The organism is Streptomyces sp. NPDC043952, from assembly GCF_056435325.1.
Genome location: NZ_JBWKES010000009.1, coordinates 22628 through 38692 on the forward strand (window position 1 = coordinate 22628; position 16065 = coordinate 38692).

The window sequence follows — 16065 nt, forward strand, 5'->3', positions numbered from 1 at the left end:
GGTTTTTCGAGGCCTTTGCATCTTCTTTCTGCCCTAGGGGAACACCACGGCGGTTTTTTTTTGGCCTGTGAGGGGGGAGGGGGAGGGGGGCCCCCCCCCCCCCCCCCTCCCCCCCCCCCCCCCGCCTTCGTCTTGGCCGGAGAAACGTTCTGACACGGCGTCACCTCCTGCATAAATGCACCCCCACCTGCGCCTTCTCACTCGTTCGAGTGGTCATCGGAGGCGAACCAGTTCTCGCGGGCCATGCCGTCGACAGAATCGGACCGGCCTTTCGGGGTCGGTCCGGCTGCTCTGTCAGGGACTCTCCATGGGGGACAGAGGCATGATCCGCATCAAGGCACGGGCACCCACCGCGCGCGGCGCCGTGCTTCCCACGCTCTGGGGCGCGCTCGCGGTCGCCTACAAGTTCGGCTGCCCGCTCGCCACCCAGGAGCGGCTCGGCGCCCGCATCGCCGCCAGCGTCGTGTTCTTCGGCGTGGGCATCGGGCTGCTGGCCCATGTGCGGCGCGCCCTGCTGCGGGAGTTACGGCTCGCCCGGCGGGCGGCGCGGGTCGCCCAGGGTGTCGTACTGCGGCCGCCGCCCCCGCGGCTCGACGGGCTCGGCGTCGCCGCCGCCCAGCTCTCCGCGGACCGGGGCGCGAGCGTCGGGGGCGATCTGTACGAGGCCATCGCCACCGAGCACGGGGTGCGGGTGGTGATGGGGGACGTCCGCGGGCACGGGCTGGCCGCCCTCGGCACCGTCGCCGCCCTCCTCGGCAGCTTCCGCGAGGCCGCCCATGACGAGGCCCGGCTCGACGGAGTGCTGCGCAGGCTGGAGCGGGCGCTCGCCCGGCACCTGCGTGAACGCGCCCGCGCCGAACACCCCTCCACCGGGTGCCCGGCGGACCCCGACCACCCCGTCGCCGAGGAGTTCGTCACCGTCCTGCTGCTGGAGATCGGCCGGGACGGCACGCTGGGGGCCCTCAACTGCGGGCACCCCTGGCCCTACCGGCTCACCGGCACCGCCGTAGAACCCCTCACCCGCGCCGAACCGCTGCCCCCGCTGGGCCCGTTCCCGCTCCCGGCGGACCTCGCCCCGCACCACTGCCCGCCGCTGCGGCCCGCCGAGTCGCTGGTCCTGTTCACCGACGGCGCCGAGGACGCGCGGGACGCACGGGGCCGGTTCTTCGCCCTGCCCGACGCGCTGCGCACCGCCGTACGCGACCAACCCGCCTCTCCTCAGCGGGTGTTGCGCACCCTTTTCACCGCCCTGCTGCGGCACACCGGCGGCACCCCCACCGACGACGTGGCCCTCCTGGTGCTGCGCAACGAGCGGGGAGCGGCACCGAAGGCGCGGGAGCCGGCCCGGCCCGCCACCACCACGCACGGCTGATGGTTCCCGCCAGACCACCGCTGTAGGAGGGGGAGCCGGTGGCCTGGCGGGCCTCGCGAGGAGGACCACCAGTGAACCGGCCCGGCCACGCTCCGCGACAGCGCGCACACGCCCCGGATGCGGGCATTCCGTTCACACCCCGTGTGAAGGCGCAGCCACTACGCTGACGGCATCAGGCACTCGGGGGTCATCCCATGCAGCCCAACACGCTCCTTGACGCCATCCTGGACGAGGCGGGGATCTCGCACGCCGGTCTCGCCGCCCATGTGAACCAGGCGGGGCGCCGCCGGGGCCTCGCGCTCCGCTACGAACACACCGCCGTGGCCCGGTGGTTGAAGGGCCAGCGGCCGCGCGGCCAGGTGCCCGATCTGATCTGCGAGGTGCTGGCCGCCCGGCTGCACCGCCCGGTCACCCTGGACGACATCGGCCTCGGCGTGCCCGGCCGGCCCGGCAGCGCGGCCGCCGGCACGCTGTCCGGCTTCGTGGAGCGGGCCACCGCCCTGTGGCGCTCCGACGAACAGCAGCGCCCGCATGTGCTGGGCGCCCCGGCCGTCACCGGCACGCCCGCCGTGATGCCCGTATGGGAGTGGGAGAACCCGCCGGAGGACACCGATGTCTCCCGCGGCGGCAGACACCTGGTCACGGCGGCCGACATCGAGACGCTGCGCGCGGCCCGCGCCCACTACGAGCAGATGTACCGCAAGGCCGGCGGCATCGCGACCCGCGCCCGCATCGTCGGCTTCCTCAACGCGGAGGCGGCCCCGCTGCTGCGCGGCAGCTACACCGACGCCACCGGCCGCCAACTGCACCGGGCCACCGGCGGGTTGGTCGCCGTCGCCGGGATCTGCGCGTACGACTCCGACGCGCACGGACTCGCCCAGCGCTACTTCCACCAGGCGCTGCGACTGGCAAAGGCCAGCGGGGACCGGGGACTCGGCGCCTACGTCATAGCGCTGCTGGTCAACCAGTCGCTGTTCATGCGGGAGTTCCGGCAGGCGGTGGCCTTCGCGGAGGCCGCGCTGCGCACCGCGGGCCGGCACATCACCCCCGCGCTCGCCTCCGACCTGTACGCGATGCAGGCCAAGGCGTACGCGCATCTGGGCGACGCGGCCGGCGCGCTCGCCTGCATCCGGCGCGCGGAGAACGCCGCCGAACGCATCCGGCGCGGCCATGAACCCGACGAGACCGGCTACGTGCAGCCAGGCCTGGTCAATGTGCAGGTCGCCGAGGCGCTGCTCAGCCTGGGTGAACTCGCCGCCGCGCGGGAGCACGCGGCGGCCGCCGTGGACAACCCCGCGCACGACCGGGGGCGGGTGCACCGGCTGGCCATGCTCAGCACCATCGAACTGCGCCAGGGCAACGCGGAGAAAGCCGTGGTCACCGCCGTGCGGATGGCCGAGCAGGTGCGCGGCATGGAGTCCCAGCGGCTGCGCGACCGGCTGCGCGTGGTGCGCGAACACCTGGCGCGCTGCGGGTCGCCCGGCACCACCGAGGCCGCCGAACTCATCGACGGAGTGCTGCGCGTGCCCCTGTAGGCGCCCTGTGGGCGCGCCGCCACTGCTGCGATATTGCCACCTACCTCCCGAAAGGTGGCAGAACCGTGCAGTGGACGAAACAGAGCGAACAAAAGGTGTATGCAAACCGCTGGTTCAGCGTCAATCTCGCGGATGTCGAGCTGCCCGACGGCCGGCATCTGGACCACTTCCTCATCCGGATGCGGCCGGTCGCCGTCGCCACGGTCGTCAACGAGGCCAACGAGGTCCTGCTGCTGTGGCGGCACCGCTTCATCACCGACAGCTGGGGCTGGGAACTGCCCGCGGGCGTCGTCGAGGACGGCGAGGACATCGCGCGCGCGGCCGCCAGGGAACTGGAGGAGGAGACCGGCTGGCGGCCGGGGCCCCTGCACCACCTGATGACGGTGGAGCCGTCCAACGGCCTCACCGACGCCCGGCACCACATCTACTGGTCCGACCGGGGCGAGTACCTCGGACACCCCGTGGACGACTTCGAGTCGGACCGCCGGGAGTGGGTGCCCCTCAAGCTCGTCCCCGACCTGATCGCCCGTGGAGAGGTCCCGGCCGCCAACATGGCGGCCGCGTTACTGCTGCTGCACCACCTCAGGCTCGCCGAGGGCTGACGCGCCGAGGGCTGTGCCGAGCTGCGCCGAGGGCTAATGGGCGCGCACGGCCGACCAGATGGTCACCACGAGCGCGCCGAGCGCGGTCAGCGCGGCGAGCGAGGGCAGCGGCCAGCGCGCGTGTTCCAGCGAGACCATGCGGGAGTTCAGCTCGTCCAGCTCCTTGGCGGTCTCCTCGGTGCGGTGACCGAGCAGTGCGAGACCGCCCTCGACGCGGGCGTAGGCCACGTCCAGCCGGCGCCGTAACTCTGCGAGTTCTCCATGGACCACGGGATGCTCCGGATCGCCGGTCACGGGTCCACTCCTTTCCGTAGTCGAACGGGGGGTTCCGCACCCCCTTGCATGCGCATGAAGAGTGAACTCGCCTGGTGGTCGCGTGGGGAGCGTGTGCGGTGGACGTCTGCGGGCCCGGCGCGCACACGGTGTGTGAAACGGATGTGCCCGGCACCGATTCCGGTGCCGGGCACGTCTGTTGGTAGCTGAGGGTGATCAGCCGTAGGTGTAGAAGCCCGAGCCGGTCTTGCGGCCGAGCCGGCCCGCCTCGACCATGCGCTGGAGCAGCGGGGGAGCGGCGTACAGCGGCTCCTTGTACTCGGCGTACATCGAGTTGGCGATGGAGACGATGGTGTCCAGGCCGATCAGGTCGGACAGCTTCAGCGGGCCCATCGGGTGGGCGCAGCCCATCTCCATGCCGTTGTCGATGTCCTCACGGCTGGCGATGCCCGACTCGAACATCCGGATCGCGGAGAGCAGATAGGGCACGAGCAGCGCGTTCACCACGAAGCCGGAGCGGTCCTGGGCGCGGATGGCGTGCTTGCCGAGCGTCTTCTCGGCGAAGACCTGGGCCCGGCTGAGGGTGCCCTCGGAGGTGGTGAGCGCGGGGATCAGCTCGACCAGCTGCTGCACCGGGGCCGGGTTGAAGAAGTGGATGCCGACGACGTGGTCCGGGCGCGAGGTGGCGACCGCGAGCTTCACCAGCGGGATGGAGGAGGTGTTGGAGGCCAGGATCGCGTCCGGCCGGGTCACCACCTGGTCGAGGACCTGGAAGATCTCCGTCTTCACGGCCTCGCTCTCCACGACCGCCTCGATCACCAGGTCGCGGTCGGCGAACTCGCCGAGGTCCGTGGTGAAGCTGAGCCGCGCCCGGGTGGCGTCCCGCTCCTCGTCGGAGATCTTGCCGCGCTCGGCCGCCTTGGACAGGGAGTTGTACAGCCGGGTGCGGCCGATCTCCAGAGCCTCGCCGGTGGTCTCGGCGACCTTCACGTCCAGTCCCGCGCGGGCGCACACCTCGGCGATGCCCGCGCCCATCTGGCCGCAGCCCACGACTCCGACGCGCGCGATATCGCCCGATGGGATGCCTGTCACATCGTCCCCTTCGCTGTTCTCCGGCTTGGCTGGCAGACCTCCGGGTTTCGGCGCCTGCTCCGATCGTGCACGTTACCGCGAAGTATCGATGATCGATCGTGTGGGTGCGGGCATTCTTGGCCACGGAGACCTTCCGTGACCGAGCGGATCCGCAACGTAAGGGAAAGTGGCCGAATGGGACCCCTCTCACGCCGGGATTTCGCCCTGGGGACGCTGTCGGCGCTGACCACGGCCGGGTGCGGTGCGGCGGCGACCGGGACCGCGGAGATCAAGCGGGGCGGGGGCGAGCGGTCGGACGGCGGCCGGTCCGGGGGCGGGCCGGCCGGGACCAAGGGCGCCACCGGCGCGCCCGGCGCCCGTGCGGTCACCGAGCTGCGGGGCGTGTGGATGGCGACCGTCGAGAACCGGGACTGGCCCTCGCGGCCCGGTCTGAGCGCCGCCGAGCAGGAGAAGGAGCTGACCGTCCACCTCGACCGGGCGGTGCGCGACCGGCTGAACACCGTGATCCTCCAGGTGCGGCCCACCGCCGACGCGCTGTGGCCCTCGCCGTACGAGCCCTGGTCGCAGTTCCTCACCGGCACCCAGGGCCGCGACCCCGGCTGGGATCCGCTGGGCACCGCCGTGCGCGAGGCCCACGCGCGGGGGCTCCAGCTGCACGCCTGGTTCAACCCGTACCGGATCGCGAACCACACCGACCCCGGTCTCCTCACGCCCGCCCACCCGGCGCGCGTCCACCCCGACTGGGCGGTGCCGTACGGCGGCAAGCTCTACTACAACCCCGGCCTGCCCGCCGTACGCGCCTTCGTGCAGCGGGCGATGCTCGACGCGGTCGCCCGCTACCCGGTGGACGCGGTCCACTTCGACGACTACTTCTACCCCTACCCCGAGGACGGGGCGGCCTTCGCGGACGACGAGGCGTACGAGCGCTACCGCGGCGCCTTCACCAGCCGGGCCGACTGGCGCAGGGACAACATCGACCGGCTGGTCAGGGAGATGGCGGCCGGCATCAAGCGGGTGCGGCCCGGCACCCGGTTCGGGATCAGCCCCTTCGGGGTGTGGCGCAACGCGTCGACCGACCCGCGCGGCTCCGACACGGACGCGGGCGCCCAGACGTACGACGACCTGTACGCCGACACCCGCACCTGGGTGCGGGAGAACTGGATCGACTACATCGCGCCCCAGCTGTACTGGGAGATCGGCGCGAGCGGCGCGGACTACGGGACGCTGCTGGACTGGTGGGCGGGGGTCGCCGAGGGCAGCGGGACGCGGCTGTACATCGGCGAGGCGCTGTACCGGGCCGGGGCCGCGGGCGCGGACGGCCGGCCCGAGGCGTGGCAGGACCCCGCGGAGCTGTCCCGGCACCTCACGCTCGCCGCCCGCCGTCCGCAGGTGGGCGGGCACATCTTCTTCGCCGCCGGGGACGTGGCGAACGATCCGATCGGGGCGATGCGCCGCGTGGTCGCGGACCACTACACACGCCCGGCGAGCCCGCCCCGCTGAACCGGCGGAGGACCTGTGTCTACCGCTTGGCCGGCGGAGGACCTATGCCGACCGCTTGGCCGGCGGTAAACCGGTGCCCACCGCTTGGCCGGCGGAAAACCGGTGCCCACCACTGAACCGGTGCCCACCGCTGAACCGGCGGACGCCCGGCGCCTACCGCGGCCGGTCCTCCTGGTGTTTTACCTGGCAGTCGGGTCCCGGCGACATGATCGCCTCGTGCCCGTCCTCGAAACGGACCCGGTAGGGCGGATTGCCCTCCTGCCCCATCACCTCGACGACTTCGGACTCCTGGTCGTGTTGGCCGACCACCCTGCCGTGCTGGACAAGCCGGTCGCCCTTGGATGCGCGCATCTCCAGGCCCCTCTCAACGATCACGACCGCTGGGTGACGGCGATGCACACGAGCACGGCGACGGCGGTCAGGGGAGCGGCCGCCGTGAAGTGCTCGCCCAGCAGCAGCGCCGACCACACCAGTGTGAGCAGGGGCTGGGCCAACTGCAACTGGCTCGCCCTGGGCACCCCGGTGGCCGCCATGCCCCGGTACCAGACGACCAGCCCGAGGAACTGCGAACCCAGCGCCACCCAGAGCAGACCGGCGACCCCGTGCGCAGTCACCGTGAACGGCTCGTACGACAGCGCCAGCGCGGCGGCCGGCAGCGTGAGCGGCAGGCACAGCACCAGCGCCCAGCCGATGACCTGCCAGCCCGGCATCTCGCGGGCCAGCAGCCCGCCCTCGGTGTATCCGGCGGCGCACACCAGCAGGGCCGCGAACAGACAGCCGTCGGCCGCGGTGAGCGCGCCCCCGCTCTGCAGGGCCGTGAACGCCAGCACCGCCGCCGCGCCCGCCACCGCCGCGAGCCAGAACCGGCGGGAGGGGCGGTGGCCGGTGCGCAGCGCCGAGCAGACGGCCGTGGTCAGCGGCAGCAGGCCCACCACGACGGCCGCGTGCGCGGTGGTGGAGGTGCGCAGCGCGAGCGTGGTCAGCGTCGGGAAGCCGAGCACCACACCGAGCGCGACGACCGCGAGGCCGCGCAACTGGCGCCGCTCGGGCGGCCGTACCTTCAGGACCAGCAGGGCGCCGCCCGCGACCAGGGCGGCCAGGGCGCTGCGCACGGTCACCAGCGTCCAGGGGCCGAAGCCCTCCAGGCCCCAGGCGGTGGCCGGGAAGGTGAGGGAGAAGGCGGCGACGCCGAACGCGGCGAGCGCGGTGCCGAACGCCCGGCGCTCCGCCGGGGGAGCGGTGACCGCTATCGGGCCGGAGTCGATAGCGCTACTCTGTGTCTTCATGCAAGAGCGTAGCAGTGTGGGAGAACTGGCGGAACGGCTGCGAAGGGAGCTGGACCACTACTCACCGGGTGGAAAGCTGCCGTCGAGCCGGGCGCTGGTGGAGCGGTTCCGGGTGAGCCCGGTGACCGTCTCGCGGGCGCTCGCCCAGCTGGCCGCCGAGGGGCTTGTCGTCACCCGGCCCGGCGCCGGCGCCTTCCGGGCCCGGCCGCGCACCCCCGAGGCGCCGGCCGGGGACACCTCCTGGCAGGAGGTCGCGCTGAGCGCCGACGGCGCCGCCGACCTCGTACCGCGCACCGTGGACGCCACCGGGGTCACCGTCTCGCTGGCCGCCCCGCCGCCCGGCGTGCTGGAGTTCAACGGCGGCTATCCGCACCCCTCGCTCCAGCCCGAGCGGGCCATGGCGGCGGCGCTCGCCCGCGCGGGGCGGCGGCCCGGCGCCTGGGGGCGGCCACCGCTGGAGGGGCTGCCGGAGCTGCGCGAGTGGTTCGCCCGCGAGATCGGCGGCGCGGTCACCGCGGCCGGGGTGCTGATCGCGGCCGGCGGCCAGTCCGCGCTGGCCACCGCCCTGCGCGCGCTCGCCCCGCCGGGCGCCCCCGTACTGGTCGAGTCGCCCACCTACCCCGGCATGCTGGCCCTCGCCCGCGCGGGCGGACTGCGCCCGGTCCCGGTGCCGGTGGACCGCGACGGTGTCCGGCCCGAGCTGCTCGCGGACGCCTTCCGGGCCACCGGCGCCCGGCTGTTCGTCTGCCAGCCCCTCTTCCAGAACCCGACCGGCGCGGTCCTCGCCCCCGACCGGCGCGCCGAGGTGCTGGCCATCGCCCGCGCGGCCGGCGCCTTCGTGGTGGAGGACGACTTCGTACGACGCCTCGTGCACGCCGACGCGGGCCCGCTGCCCCGCCCGCTGGCCGCCGACGACCCCGATGGCGTGGTGGTGCACGTCGGCTCGCTGACCAAGGCGACCTCGCCCAGCTTCCGGGTGAGCGCCCTCGCCGCGCACGGCCCGGTTCTCGAACGGCTGCGCGCGATCCAGGTGGTGGACTCCTTCTTCGTGCCCCGCCCGCTCCAGGAGGCCGCCCTCGAACTGGTCGGCTCCCCGGCATGGCCCCGCCATCTGCGCTCCCTGTCGGGGGAGTTGAAGGAGCGCCGGGACGCCATGACGAGCGCGCTCGCGCTGCGCCTGCCCGAACTCGCCCTGCCGCACATCCCGTCCGGCGGCTACCACCTGTGGGCGCGGCTGCCGGAGGGCACCGACGACGACGCGTTCAGCGCGGCGGCCCTGCGCGCGGGCGTGGCCCTCACTCCGGGCCGCCCCTACTTCAGCGCCGAACCCCCGGCGCCCTACGTCCGGTTGAGCTTCGCGGCGGTGGCGGGCCTCGGGGAGATCGCGGAGGGCGTACGGCGGCTGCGGACGGCCTGCGACGAGGTGCTGTAGCCGAACCCCGGTGTGCCGTAAGGGAGTCGACGGCTCGCCTCCACGCCCCGCAGCTGCGACGATCAAGGGATGAGTGACACCTCCCGCCTACGGCTCCCCGACGGCTACGAGTTCTCCGCCGACACCGACCGCGTCGATGTGGACCTGGTCCACCGCTGGCTGTCGGCCGACGCCTACTGGGCGAAGGGCCGCACCCGCGACAAGCACGAGGAGGCCATGGCGTCCTCGATCAACTTCGGGGTCTACGACACGGCCTCCGGCGCGCAGGTCGCCTACGCGCGCGGGGTCACCGACCGGGCGCTGTTCGCCTGGCTCGCCGATGTGTACGTCGACCCCTCGGTGCGCGGCAAGGGCGTGGGCACCGCCTTCGTCGCCGCCGTCCGCGACCACCTGGCGGCGTTCGGCGTGCGCCGCATCCTGCTGTGCACCGAGGACGCGCACGGGGTGTACGAGACGGTCGGCTTCACACCGCTGGAACGCCCCGGCACCTGGATGATCCACCGCTTCGAGTGAGCGGCCGCTCACCACCGGTAGCGCCCCGGCGGGACACCTTGACCCGCGTTCCGTGCGGCCCCACCATCACCGCATGCCACTGAGGGTGACGTTCGTCGCCGCGGCGCGCAGCGCTCCGCTGCTCGCCGAGCGGTTCGACGACGACCGGCCGATGGACCAGGCCGGCTGGGACGAGGTGCGGTGCGCCGCCGCCGAACTGGTGCCGCTGGCCGCCGCCGAGCTGCGCTACTGCTCGCCGACCCGGCGCAGCCGCGCCACCGGCGACGCCCTGGGCTATGCCCCGCTGGCCCAGCTCGCGCTGCGCGACTGCGACATGGGGCGCTGGCGCGGGCTGACGCTGGGCGAGGCGATGGCACGGGAGCCGGCGGCGGTGGACGCCTGGCTCGCCGATCCGCGCGCCACCCCGCACGGCGGCGAGCCCCTGCTCGCCTTCATCTCCCGCGTCGGCGGCTGGCTGGAGACCCGCCCCGCCGACGACGGCGCCCGGATCGTCGCGGTCGCCGAGCCCGCGGTGATCCGCGCGGCCCTCGTCTACGCCCTGAAGGCCCCGCCCGCCACCTACTGGAACCTCGACATCCGCCCCCTGTCCACCACCACCCTCACCGGCCACGGCGGCCACTGGAACCTCCGCTTCGACCCCCCGGCCGCACGGGAACCCCTGCCCTAGGGACCGCGTCCCGCCGTCCTGGCGATCAACACCGCAACACCCAGGAAACCGAGCCCCACGAACACGGCACCTTGAAAACACCTTTGAATAACGCGCAGGAAAGGTCGTGTTTCCCGGCCGGACATCATATCCCCGAATTCCGGCCGGTGTTCGTCCGATAACGCGGCAACTTCCATTGAGCGCACAACCGATCGGAATGCTCTCCCGTCTAAGTCGGCGAAATCCGAGGTGAATTCACGGGGGGCCTGCCGACCGATGGACCGTTCGACCGTGCCGTATGCCGGGCGCCGGGTCGCCGCGCTTCTCGCCGCTCTCCTCGCCGGCGTGGCACTGTGCGCCGGCGATCTGCTGGCCGGCAGCTATCCCTCCGGCTCCCGCACCCGCAGCGTCAACGACCTGGGCAACCAGTACGTACCCCTGCACGCCCACCTCTGGGACCTGCTGCACGGCAGGGCGGACGGCGGGCTGCTGGTCAACTGGCAGTCGGGATACGGCTCCAGCTTCCTGCCCGACCTCGGCACCTACCTCTCCAGCCCGTTCGCGCCGCTCGTCGCGGTCTTCCCCCGCGACCGGATCGACCTCGCGGTCTATGTGATCACCGTCCTGAAGATCGCGTGCGCCGCGGCCGCCATGGCCTGGCTGCTGCTGTGCCTGCGGCCCGGCCGCTGGTGGGCGGCGGGGCTGCTCGGGGCGTCGTACGCGCTGTGCGGCTGGACCCTCGCCGCGGACTACAACCCGATGTGGCTCGACGGGCTGATCGCGCTGCCGCTGCTGTGCCTGGCGGGCGAATGGGCCCTCGCCGGGCGGCGCCGGGTCCTCGGCGTGCTCCTCGTCGCGCTCGCCTGGAGCGCCAACTTCTACACCGCCTACATGGCCACCCTCGGCGCCGGACTCGTCCTGCTCGCACGGCTGCTGATCACCGGCCCGCCGCTCGGGCGGGCCCTGCGCAGAGCCGGCCGCGCCGCGCTCACCGCCGTCCTCGGCATGGGCCTCGCCGCTCCGCTGCTCGCCGTCGTCTACCTCGGCACCAAGCACGCCTACCCCGGCCGCCTCGCGCGATTCCACCCGGTCCCGGCCGAGAACCTGCTCGCCCGGCTGCTGCCCGCGACGTACGACTACAGCTCCCCGGCCCTCTGCGTCGGCACCACCGCCCTGCTCCTCGCCCTCGCCCTGCCCTTCCACCGCGCCGTCCCCGGCCGCGTCCGCGCCTGCTGGACCGCGCTGGTGCTCGCGGTGGCCCTCTCCCTGCAATGGGCGCCCACCAGCCTCGCCTGGCACGCCTTCGCCATCCCCCAGGGCAGCTCCTACCGGCAGGCCTTCGTGCTGTGCGGGCTGCTGGTCATCGCCGCCTGGCACACCCTGTCGTACGGCCCGCCGGGCCCGCCCGCCCTCGGCGCGGCCGGTGCCCTGCTCGCCGTGGCCGCCGCCGCCGCGAGCCGCACCGACCTGGTGCACGCGCACACCTGGCCCGTGCTGCTGCTCGGCACCGGCGGCGCGCTCACCGGGCTCGCCCTGCTGCGCCGCAGCGGGCAGCGGGGGCGGCTCGCCGTGCTGGCCGTGCTGGTGCTGCTCGGCGCGCAGGCGGGGGAGAGCGCGGCCGGCGCCGCCGTGGCGAGCGGGCTGCGCCTCAAGCACCTGGACGACTACGCGCCCTGGGGCGAGCGGCAAAGGCTTCAGGCCGCCGCGATCGCCCGCGCCGACGGCTGGCCCCGCTACCGCACCGACCCCGGCCGCGAACAGACCGTCGCCAACGACCCGTTGACGGTCGGCGGCCAGGGCGCCGCCTACTACAGCAGCCTCACCTCCGACGTCCTGACCCGCACCCTCACCGCCCTCGGCGGCGGCTGGACCTCGGGCGGCCGGGGCGTGCAGAGCCTCGACAACGCCGTCACGGACGTGATCTTCTCCGTCGGCGCACGGGTGCACAGCCCGCCCGACCCGCACCAGACCCGGCTGCCCGGTGACACCGCCGCGCCGACCGTCACCCGGCGGGACGTGCCGCCCCTGGTGACCGTGCGGACCGCCCCCGACGCCACGCCCTTCGGCCCCTCGCCGTACCGCAACCAGGAACTGCTGCTCGGCAGCCGCGTCTACACCGTGCCCCGTATCGGCGTGCGCGGCGACGACGGAACGCCGGTCCCCGACGGCCGGGTCGGCTCCGGGAACGCGCTGACCGGGCCGGTGATCACCGCCCGCTGCCCGGCCGGCAGCCGGGTGTACCTGGCCGCCCCGGATTTCTCCGGCACCGCGCGGCTGGACGGCGGCACGGACACTCCGGCCCGGTTCCACGCCGACCGCGGGCGCGCCCTGGCCGCCATGGCGCCGCTCGGCCGCGCCCCCGGCTCCGGGCGGGTCCGGATCGACCTGGTCCCCGACCGGCCCGGCCGCATTCCGCCCGGCGCCGTCGGCTGCCTGGACACCGCCCGGCTCGGCGCCGCCGCCGCCCGCCTCAAGGCCACCGGCGCCACCTCGGTCACCGTCGCGGACGGCACCGTACACGCCAGGCTCCCCGTCCACAGCAAGGGACTCGCCGTCCTCGCCGCGCCCCGGATCGCCGGCTGGCGCTGCGCCGCCGGGGACGGCCCCGCCCGCCCCGCCCGCCAGTACCACGGCCTGATCGCCGTCCCCCTGGACGGCACCGAGACCACCCTGACCTGCACCTTCCACCCGCCCGGCCTCCGGCTGGGTACGGCCGTCGGCCTCGCCTCGCTCGCGGCGCTCCTGCTGCTCACCGCCGCGACCGCCGTCCGCCGCCGACGCACTCCGCAGCCCGCCCCGACCACACCACCGGCACCGCGCGAGCGCGTGCCCGCCGCGTCCTGACCGCGATCCTGGGGGACATCCATCATGCTGATATCGATCGTCGCGCCCTGCTACAACGAGGAAGCCGTCCTGGAGCGCTTCCACGAAGCCGTCCAGCAGGTCGCCGACGAACTGCTGCCGCTCGGCCACGACATGGAGTTCGTCTACGTCGACGACGGCAGCCGCGACCGCACCCTCGCCCTGCTGGAAGACCTCGCCGGCCGCGACCCGCGGGTGCGTTACGTCTCCTTCAGCCGCAACTTCGGCAAGGAAGCCGCCCTGCTGGCCGGACTGCGGCACGCCTCCGGCGACTCGGTCGTCGTCATGGACGCCGACCTCCAGCACCCGCCCGAGCTGATCGCCCGCATGGTCCGGCTGCGCGAACAGGGCTACGACCAGGTCATCGCCCGCCGCACCCGCACCGGCGACCGCCGCACCCGCACCCTCACCGCCCGCCTCTACTACCGTCTCGTCAACCGCCTGGTCGACGTCGAACTCGTGGACGGCGTGGGCGACTTCCGGCTGCTGTCCCGCCGGGTGGTGGACGCGGTGCTCGGCCTGACCGAGTACAACCGCTTCTCCAAGGGCCTGTTCGCCTGGGTCGGCTTCCCCAGCACCACCTTCGCGTACGAGAATGCCGTGCGCGAGGCCGGCAGCAGCTCCTGGAGCCTGCGCGGACTGCTCGACTACGGACTGGACGGCGTCCTCTCCTTCAACAACCGCCCGCTGCGCGCCGCCCTCTGGCTCGGCGTCGGCCTGCTGCTGTGCGCCGGCCTCTACACCGCATGGATCGTGGTCGCCGCGCTGCTGCACGGGGTGCAGACGCCCGGCTATGTCACCATCATCACCGCGGTCACCGCCCTCGCCGGTGTACAGATGGTCATGCTGGGAGTGATCGGGGAGTACACCGGACGCATCTACTACGAGGTGAAGGGCCGCCCGCACTTCCTGGTGAAGGCGACCAATGTCGAACGGACGAAAGACCTCATCCCTTGATAGCGCGACAGATCATCACCTTCGCCGTGGTCGGCGTGCTCAACACGGTCGTCTATTACGGCCTTTACCTGCTGTTCCTCATCCGGCTGCCCTATCTCGCCGCGCATGTGCTCGCCTTCGCGCTGAGCATGGTCGGTTCCTTTTTCCTCAATGCGCGGTTCACCTACCGCATCCGCCCGACCTGGCGGAAATTCCTGCTGTTCCCGCTGACCAACGCTGCGAATTTCGTGATCACCACGGCGGGGGTGTACGTGATCGTGGACGTGCTGCACGCCGGAAGCCGTTTCGCCCCCCTGCTCGCCTCGGCGGCGGCGATCCCCGTCACCTTCGTGCTCTCCCGCTGGATCATGCTGCCGGGCACCGCGCCGCGGGTGGCGGTGGAGGAGTGAGCGACCCGCGCGACGCCTGGCCGGGCGAGTCGAGCACGCAGAACTCGTGGTCCTCCGGGTCCGTCAGGCACGTCCAGGGGACGTCGCCCTGGCCGAGGTCGAGGTCGGTGGCGCCGAGGGAGCGCAGCCGGGTCACCTCCGCCGCCTTGTCGTCGCCGGGGTAGGGCAGCAGGTCGAGGTGGACGCGGTCCGGGGCGGTCTTGCCGCCGGGCGTGCGGAGGAACTCCAGGTAGGGGCCGGTGCCCTCGGGGGAGCGCAGTACCGCGAGATCGTCGGTCACCCGGTGCGTGACCCAGTCCGTCGCCTCGCCCCAGAACCGGGCCATGGCCCCCGGATCGGCGCAGTCGACCACCACCGCGGCGATCGGCCCGGTGTCCCGGTAGACCTCGCGGGGCTCCAGCACACAGAACTCGTTGCCCTCCGGGTCGGCGAGGCACCGCCACGGCACCTCGCCCTGGCCCACGTCGACGGGTGTCGCGCCGAGGGCCGTGAGGCGCCCGACCAGGTCCTTCTGGTGGGCCGGGGAGGCGGTGGCGAGATCGAGGTGCACCCGGTTCTTCACCGCCGCGCCGGGCTCCGGGACGGGCACGATGTCGATGCCGAGGGCGACCGGGTCCGGCCAGACGAGGCCGCCCTCGGGCCCGACATAGGTGGTCACGCCGGGGTGGTAGGCGCTCCAGCCGAGCGCCGCCGCCCAGAACCGGCCGACCGCCTGGGAATCGAGGGCCTTGATGTTCACCTGGACGGGGCGCAGTGGCATGCCGGTGATCCTAGCCAGCCGCCCTACTCGGTCGTGTGCGTCGGGTAGACCTCGACGCCGGTGTAGGCGCCCTTGATCGGCCCCGCGCCCGCCGGCCACTTCAGGGTCACGGTGTGGGTCTCGTTCGGGGGCGTCACCAGGATGCCGGTCGGGGACGTGAGGCTGTGGCCGGAGGCGTCGACGTCGTAGGCGAGGTCGAAGACGGCGGCGTCGCCGGGCTTCAGGACGGTGACGCGCGGCTGGGCGTGGCCGCGTTCGACGGGGCTCGACGTGTGGTCGGCGTCCTTGATGTCGCCGCCCGCGAAGCCCGTCGCCGAGCAGGTGGCCGAACCCCGGTTGACCATGGTGATGTCGATCCTGCCGGAGCTCTTGCCGGGCGCGGCGTCCCTGGCGTCGATGGCCAGGTCCGCCGTCTTGCAGAACGTGATCTTGCCGCTGGGCCTCGCCGAGCCGTCCGCGGCCTGTCCGCCGCCACCGGAGGGCGCCGCCGAGCCACCGGAGCCCGCGCCGCCCGCCGGCTTCGAGTCACTGTCCGCCGGCTTCGAGCCACTGGCCGACGGCGCGGAGGACGCGGCCGGTAAGGAGCCCGTGGCGGACGGGTCGTTCCCGGCTTTCCCGGAGCCGCCGTTGCCGCAGGCGGTGAGCGAGAGGGTGACGGCGACGCCGATGGCGGCGAGTGCGGTGATGCGAGTGGACTTCAAGGTGCTTCCCCCACGTCGAGGTCGGATCGAGGCGGATCGAGTCCGGAACGAGTCCGGCACGAGTCCGGCACGAGCGCTGTCCGTGCGGTCGGAAGTATGTGTATCTCGCCGCCGGTTACGGGCGGTTCTCCGCGATGTCCTCGTC

The 16065-nt window shown here is 73.4% G+C and carries 16 protein-coding genes; 10 read left to right on the forward strand and 6 right to left on the reverse strand.

Features of this window, described 5'->3' with window-relative positions:
• Positions 1–322 precede the first annotated feature (322 nt).
• The 3 genes from AC069R_RS12935 (at position 323) to AC069R_RS12945 (ending at position 3509) form a co-directional block, all read left to right on the forward strand.
• Positions 323–1372, forward strand: coding sequence for a PP2C family protein-serine/threonine phosphatase (locus tag AC069R_RS12935; protein ID WP_478767070.1), 1050 nt, complete (start codon positions 323–325; stop codon positions 1370–1372).
• 194 nt (positions 1373–1566) lie between these two features.
• On the forward strand, positions 1567–2907 hold the full coding sequence (locus AC069R_RS12940) for a transcriptional regulator (protein WP_478766895.1): 1341 nt from the start codon (positions 1567–1569) through the stop codon (positions 2905–2907).
• Positions 2908–2972: 65 nt separating this feature from the next.
• A complete protein-coding gene (locus tag AC069R_RS12945; RefSeq protein WP_397986821.1) occupies positions 2973–3509 on the forward strand; it encodes an NUDIX hydrolase in 537 nt (178 codons plus the stop codon).
• Positions 3510–3542: 33 nt separating this feature from the next.
• On the opposite strand, the gene AC069R_RS12950 is transcribed toward AC069R_RS12945, so the two are convergent.
• The gene (locus AC069R_RS12950) at positions 3543–3803 is read right to left on the reverse strand and encodes a hypothetical protein (RefSeq protein WP_397986822.1); all 261 of its coding nucleotides are present in this window, start codon (positions 3801–3803) and stop codon (positions 3543–3545) included.
• Between the two features lie 195 nt (positions 3804–3998).
• A complete protein-coding gene (locus AC069R_RS12955) occupies positions 3999–4874 on the reverse strand; it encodes a 3-hydroxybutyryl-CoA dehydrogenase (RefSeq protein ID WP_478766896.1) in 876 nt (291 codons plus the stop codon).
• 174 nt (positions 4875–5048) lie between these two features.
• On the opposite strand from AC069R_RS12955, the gene AC069R_RS12960 reads away from it, so the two are divergent.
• Positions 5049–6374 carry a glycoside hydrolase family 10-like protein gene (locus tag AC069R_RS12960; protein ID WP_478766897.1) on the forward strand — a complete coding sequence of 442 codons (1326 nt, stop codon included), beginning with the start codon at positions 5049–5051 and terminating at the stop codon, positions 6372–6374.
• Between the two features lie 153 nt (positions 6375–6527).
• On the opposite strand, the gene AC069R_RS12965 is transcribed toward AC069R_RS12960, so the two are convergent.
• On the reverse strand, positions 6528–6725 hold the full coding sequence (locus AC069R_RS12965; RefSeq protein WP_478767071.1) for a DUF1918 domain-containing protein: 198 nt from the start codon (positions 6723–6725) through the stop codon (positions 6528–6530).
• Positions 6726–6745: 20 nt separating this feature from the next.
• Positions 6746–7660, reverse strand: coding sequence for a DMT family transporter (locus tag AC069R_RS12970; protein ID WP_478766898.1), 915 nt, complete (start codon positions 7658–7660; stop codon positions 6746–6748).
• On the opposite strand from AC069R_RS12970, the gene AC069R_RS12975 reads away from it, so the two are divergent.
• The 6 genes from AC069R_RS12975 to AC069R_RS13000 all read left to right on the forward strand — a co-directional run bounded on the left by AC069R_RS12975 (position 7659) and on the right by AC069R_RS13000 (position 14459).
• Positions 7659–9092: an aminotransferase-like domain-containing protein gene (locus AC069R_RS12975; RefSeq protein ID WP_478766899.1), complete on the forward strand. Its 1434-nt coding sequence runs from the start codon at positions 7659–7661 to the stop codon at positions 9090–9092. The two genes, AC069R_RS12970 and AC069R_RS12975, sit on opposite strands and share 2 nt — an antisense overlap.
• Positions 9093–9161: 69 nt before the next feature.
• The gene (locus AC069R_RS12980) at positions 9162–9605 is read left to right on the forward strand and encodes a GNAT family N-acetyltransferase (RefSeq protein ID WP_478766900.1); all 444 of its coding nucleotides are present in this window, start codon (positions 9162–9164) and stop codon (positions 9603–9605) included.
• A 73-nt stretch (positions 9606–9678) separates the two neighbouring features.
• On the forward strand, positions 9679–10272 hold the full coding sequence (locus tag AC069R_RS12985) for a histidine phosphatase family protein (protein WP_478766901.1): 594 nt from the start codon (positions 9679–9681) through the stop codon (positions 10270–10272).
• A gap of 255 nt (positions 10273–10527) precedes the next feature.
• Positions 10528–13095, forward strand: coding sequence for a YfhO family protein (locus tag AC069R_RS12990; protein ID WP_478766902.1), 2568 nt, complete (start codon positions 10528–10530; stop codon positions 13093–13095).
• Positions 13096–13119: 24 nt separating this feature from the next.
• Entirely contained in the window at positions 13120–14070 is a 951-nt protein-coding gene (locus tag AC069R_RS12995) for a glycosyltransferase family 2 protein (RefSeq protein ID WP_478766903.1), read from the forward strand.
• Entirely contained in the window at positions 14067–14459 is a 393-nt protein-coding gene (locus AC069R_RS13000; protein ID WP_478766904.1) for a GtrA family protein, read from the forward strand. Before AC069R_RS12995 ends, AC069R_RS13000 begins: the two co-directional genes overlap by 4 nt.
• On the opposite strand, the gene AC069R_RS13005 is transcribed toward AC069R_RS13000, so the two are convergent.
• Both AC069R_RS13005 and AC069R_RS13010 read right to left on the reverse strand, forming a co-directional pair.
• On the reverse strand, positions 14416–15219 hold the full coding sequence (locus AC069R_RS13005; RefSeq protein WP_478766905.1) for a VOC family protein: 804 nt from the start codon (positions 15217–15219) through the stop codon (positions 14416–14418). The genes AC069R_RS13000 and AC069R_RS13005 overlap by 44 nt on opposite strands.
• Positions 15220–15242: 23 nt before the next feature.
• Positions 15243–15920 (reverse strand): DUF4232 domain-containing protein, encoded by a 678-nt coding sequence (locus AC069R_RS13010; protein WP_478766906.1) that lies wholly within the window; start codon positions 15918–15920, stop codon positions 15243–15245.
• Positions 15921–16065: the final 145 nt, after the last annotated feature.

What these genes read in the sequence shown, in the direction of transcription:
- AC069R_RS12940 (WP_478766895.1), top strand. Translation starts at nt 1,567, where the DNA reads ATGCAGCCCAACACGCTCCTTGACGCCATCCTGGACGAGGCGGGGATC.
- AC069R_RS12935 (WP_478767070.1), top strand. Translation starts at nt 323, where the DNA reads ATGATCCGCATCAAGGCACGGGCACCCACCGCGCGCGGCGCCGTGCTT.
- AC069R_RS12980 (WP_478766900.1), top strand. Translation starts at nt 9,162, where the DNA reads ATGAGTGACACCTCCCGCCTACGGCTCCCCGACGGCTACGAGTTCTCC.
- AC069R_RS12995 (WP_478766903.1), top strand. Translation starts at nt 13,120, where the DNA reads ATGCTGATATCGATCGTCGCGCCCTGCTACAACGAGGAAGCCGTCCTG.
- AC069R_RS12990 (WP_478766902.1), top strand. Translation starts at nt 10,528, where the DNA reads ATGGACCGTTCGACCGTGCCGTATGCCGGGCGCCGGGTCGCCGCGCTT.
- AC069R_RS12965 (WP_478767071.1), bottom strand. Translation starts at nt 6,725, where the DNA reads ATGCGCGCATCCAAGGGCGACCGGCTTGTCCAGCACGGCAGGGTGGTC.
- AC069R_RS13005 (WP_478766905.1), bottom strand. Translation starts at nt 15,219, where the DNA reads ATGCCACTGCGCCCCGTCCAGGTGAACATCAAGGCCCTCGATTCCCAG.
- AC069R_RS12970 (WP_478766898.1), bottom strand. Translation starts at nt 7,660, where the DNA reads ATGAAGACACAGAGTAGCGCTATCGACTCCGGCCCGATAGCGGTCACC.
- AC069R_RS12985 (WP_478766901.1), top strand. Translation starts at nt 9,679, where the DNA reads ATGCCACTGAGGGTGACGTTCGTCGCCGCGGCGCGCAGCGCTCCGCTG.
- AC069R_RS12975 (WP_478766899.1), top strand. Translation starts at nt 7,659, where the DNA reads ATGCAAGAGCGTAGCAGTGTGGGAGAACTGGCGGAACGGCTGCGAAGG.
- AC069R_RS12960 (WP_478766897.1), top strand. Translation starts at nt 5,049, where the DNA reads ATGGGACCCCTCTCACGCCGGGATTTCGCCCTGGGGACGCTGTCGGCG.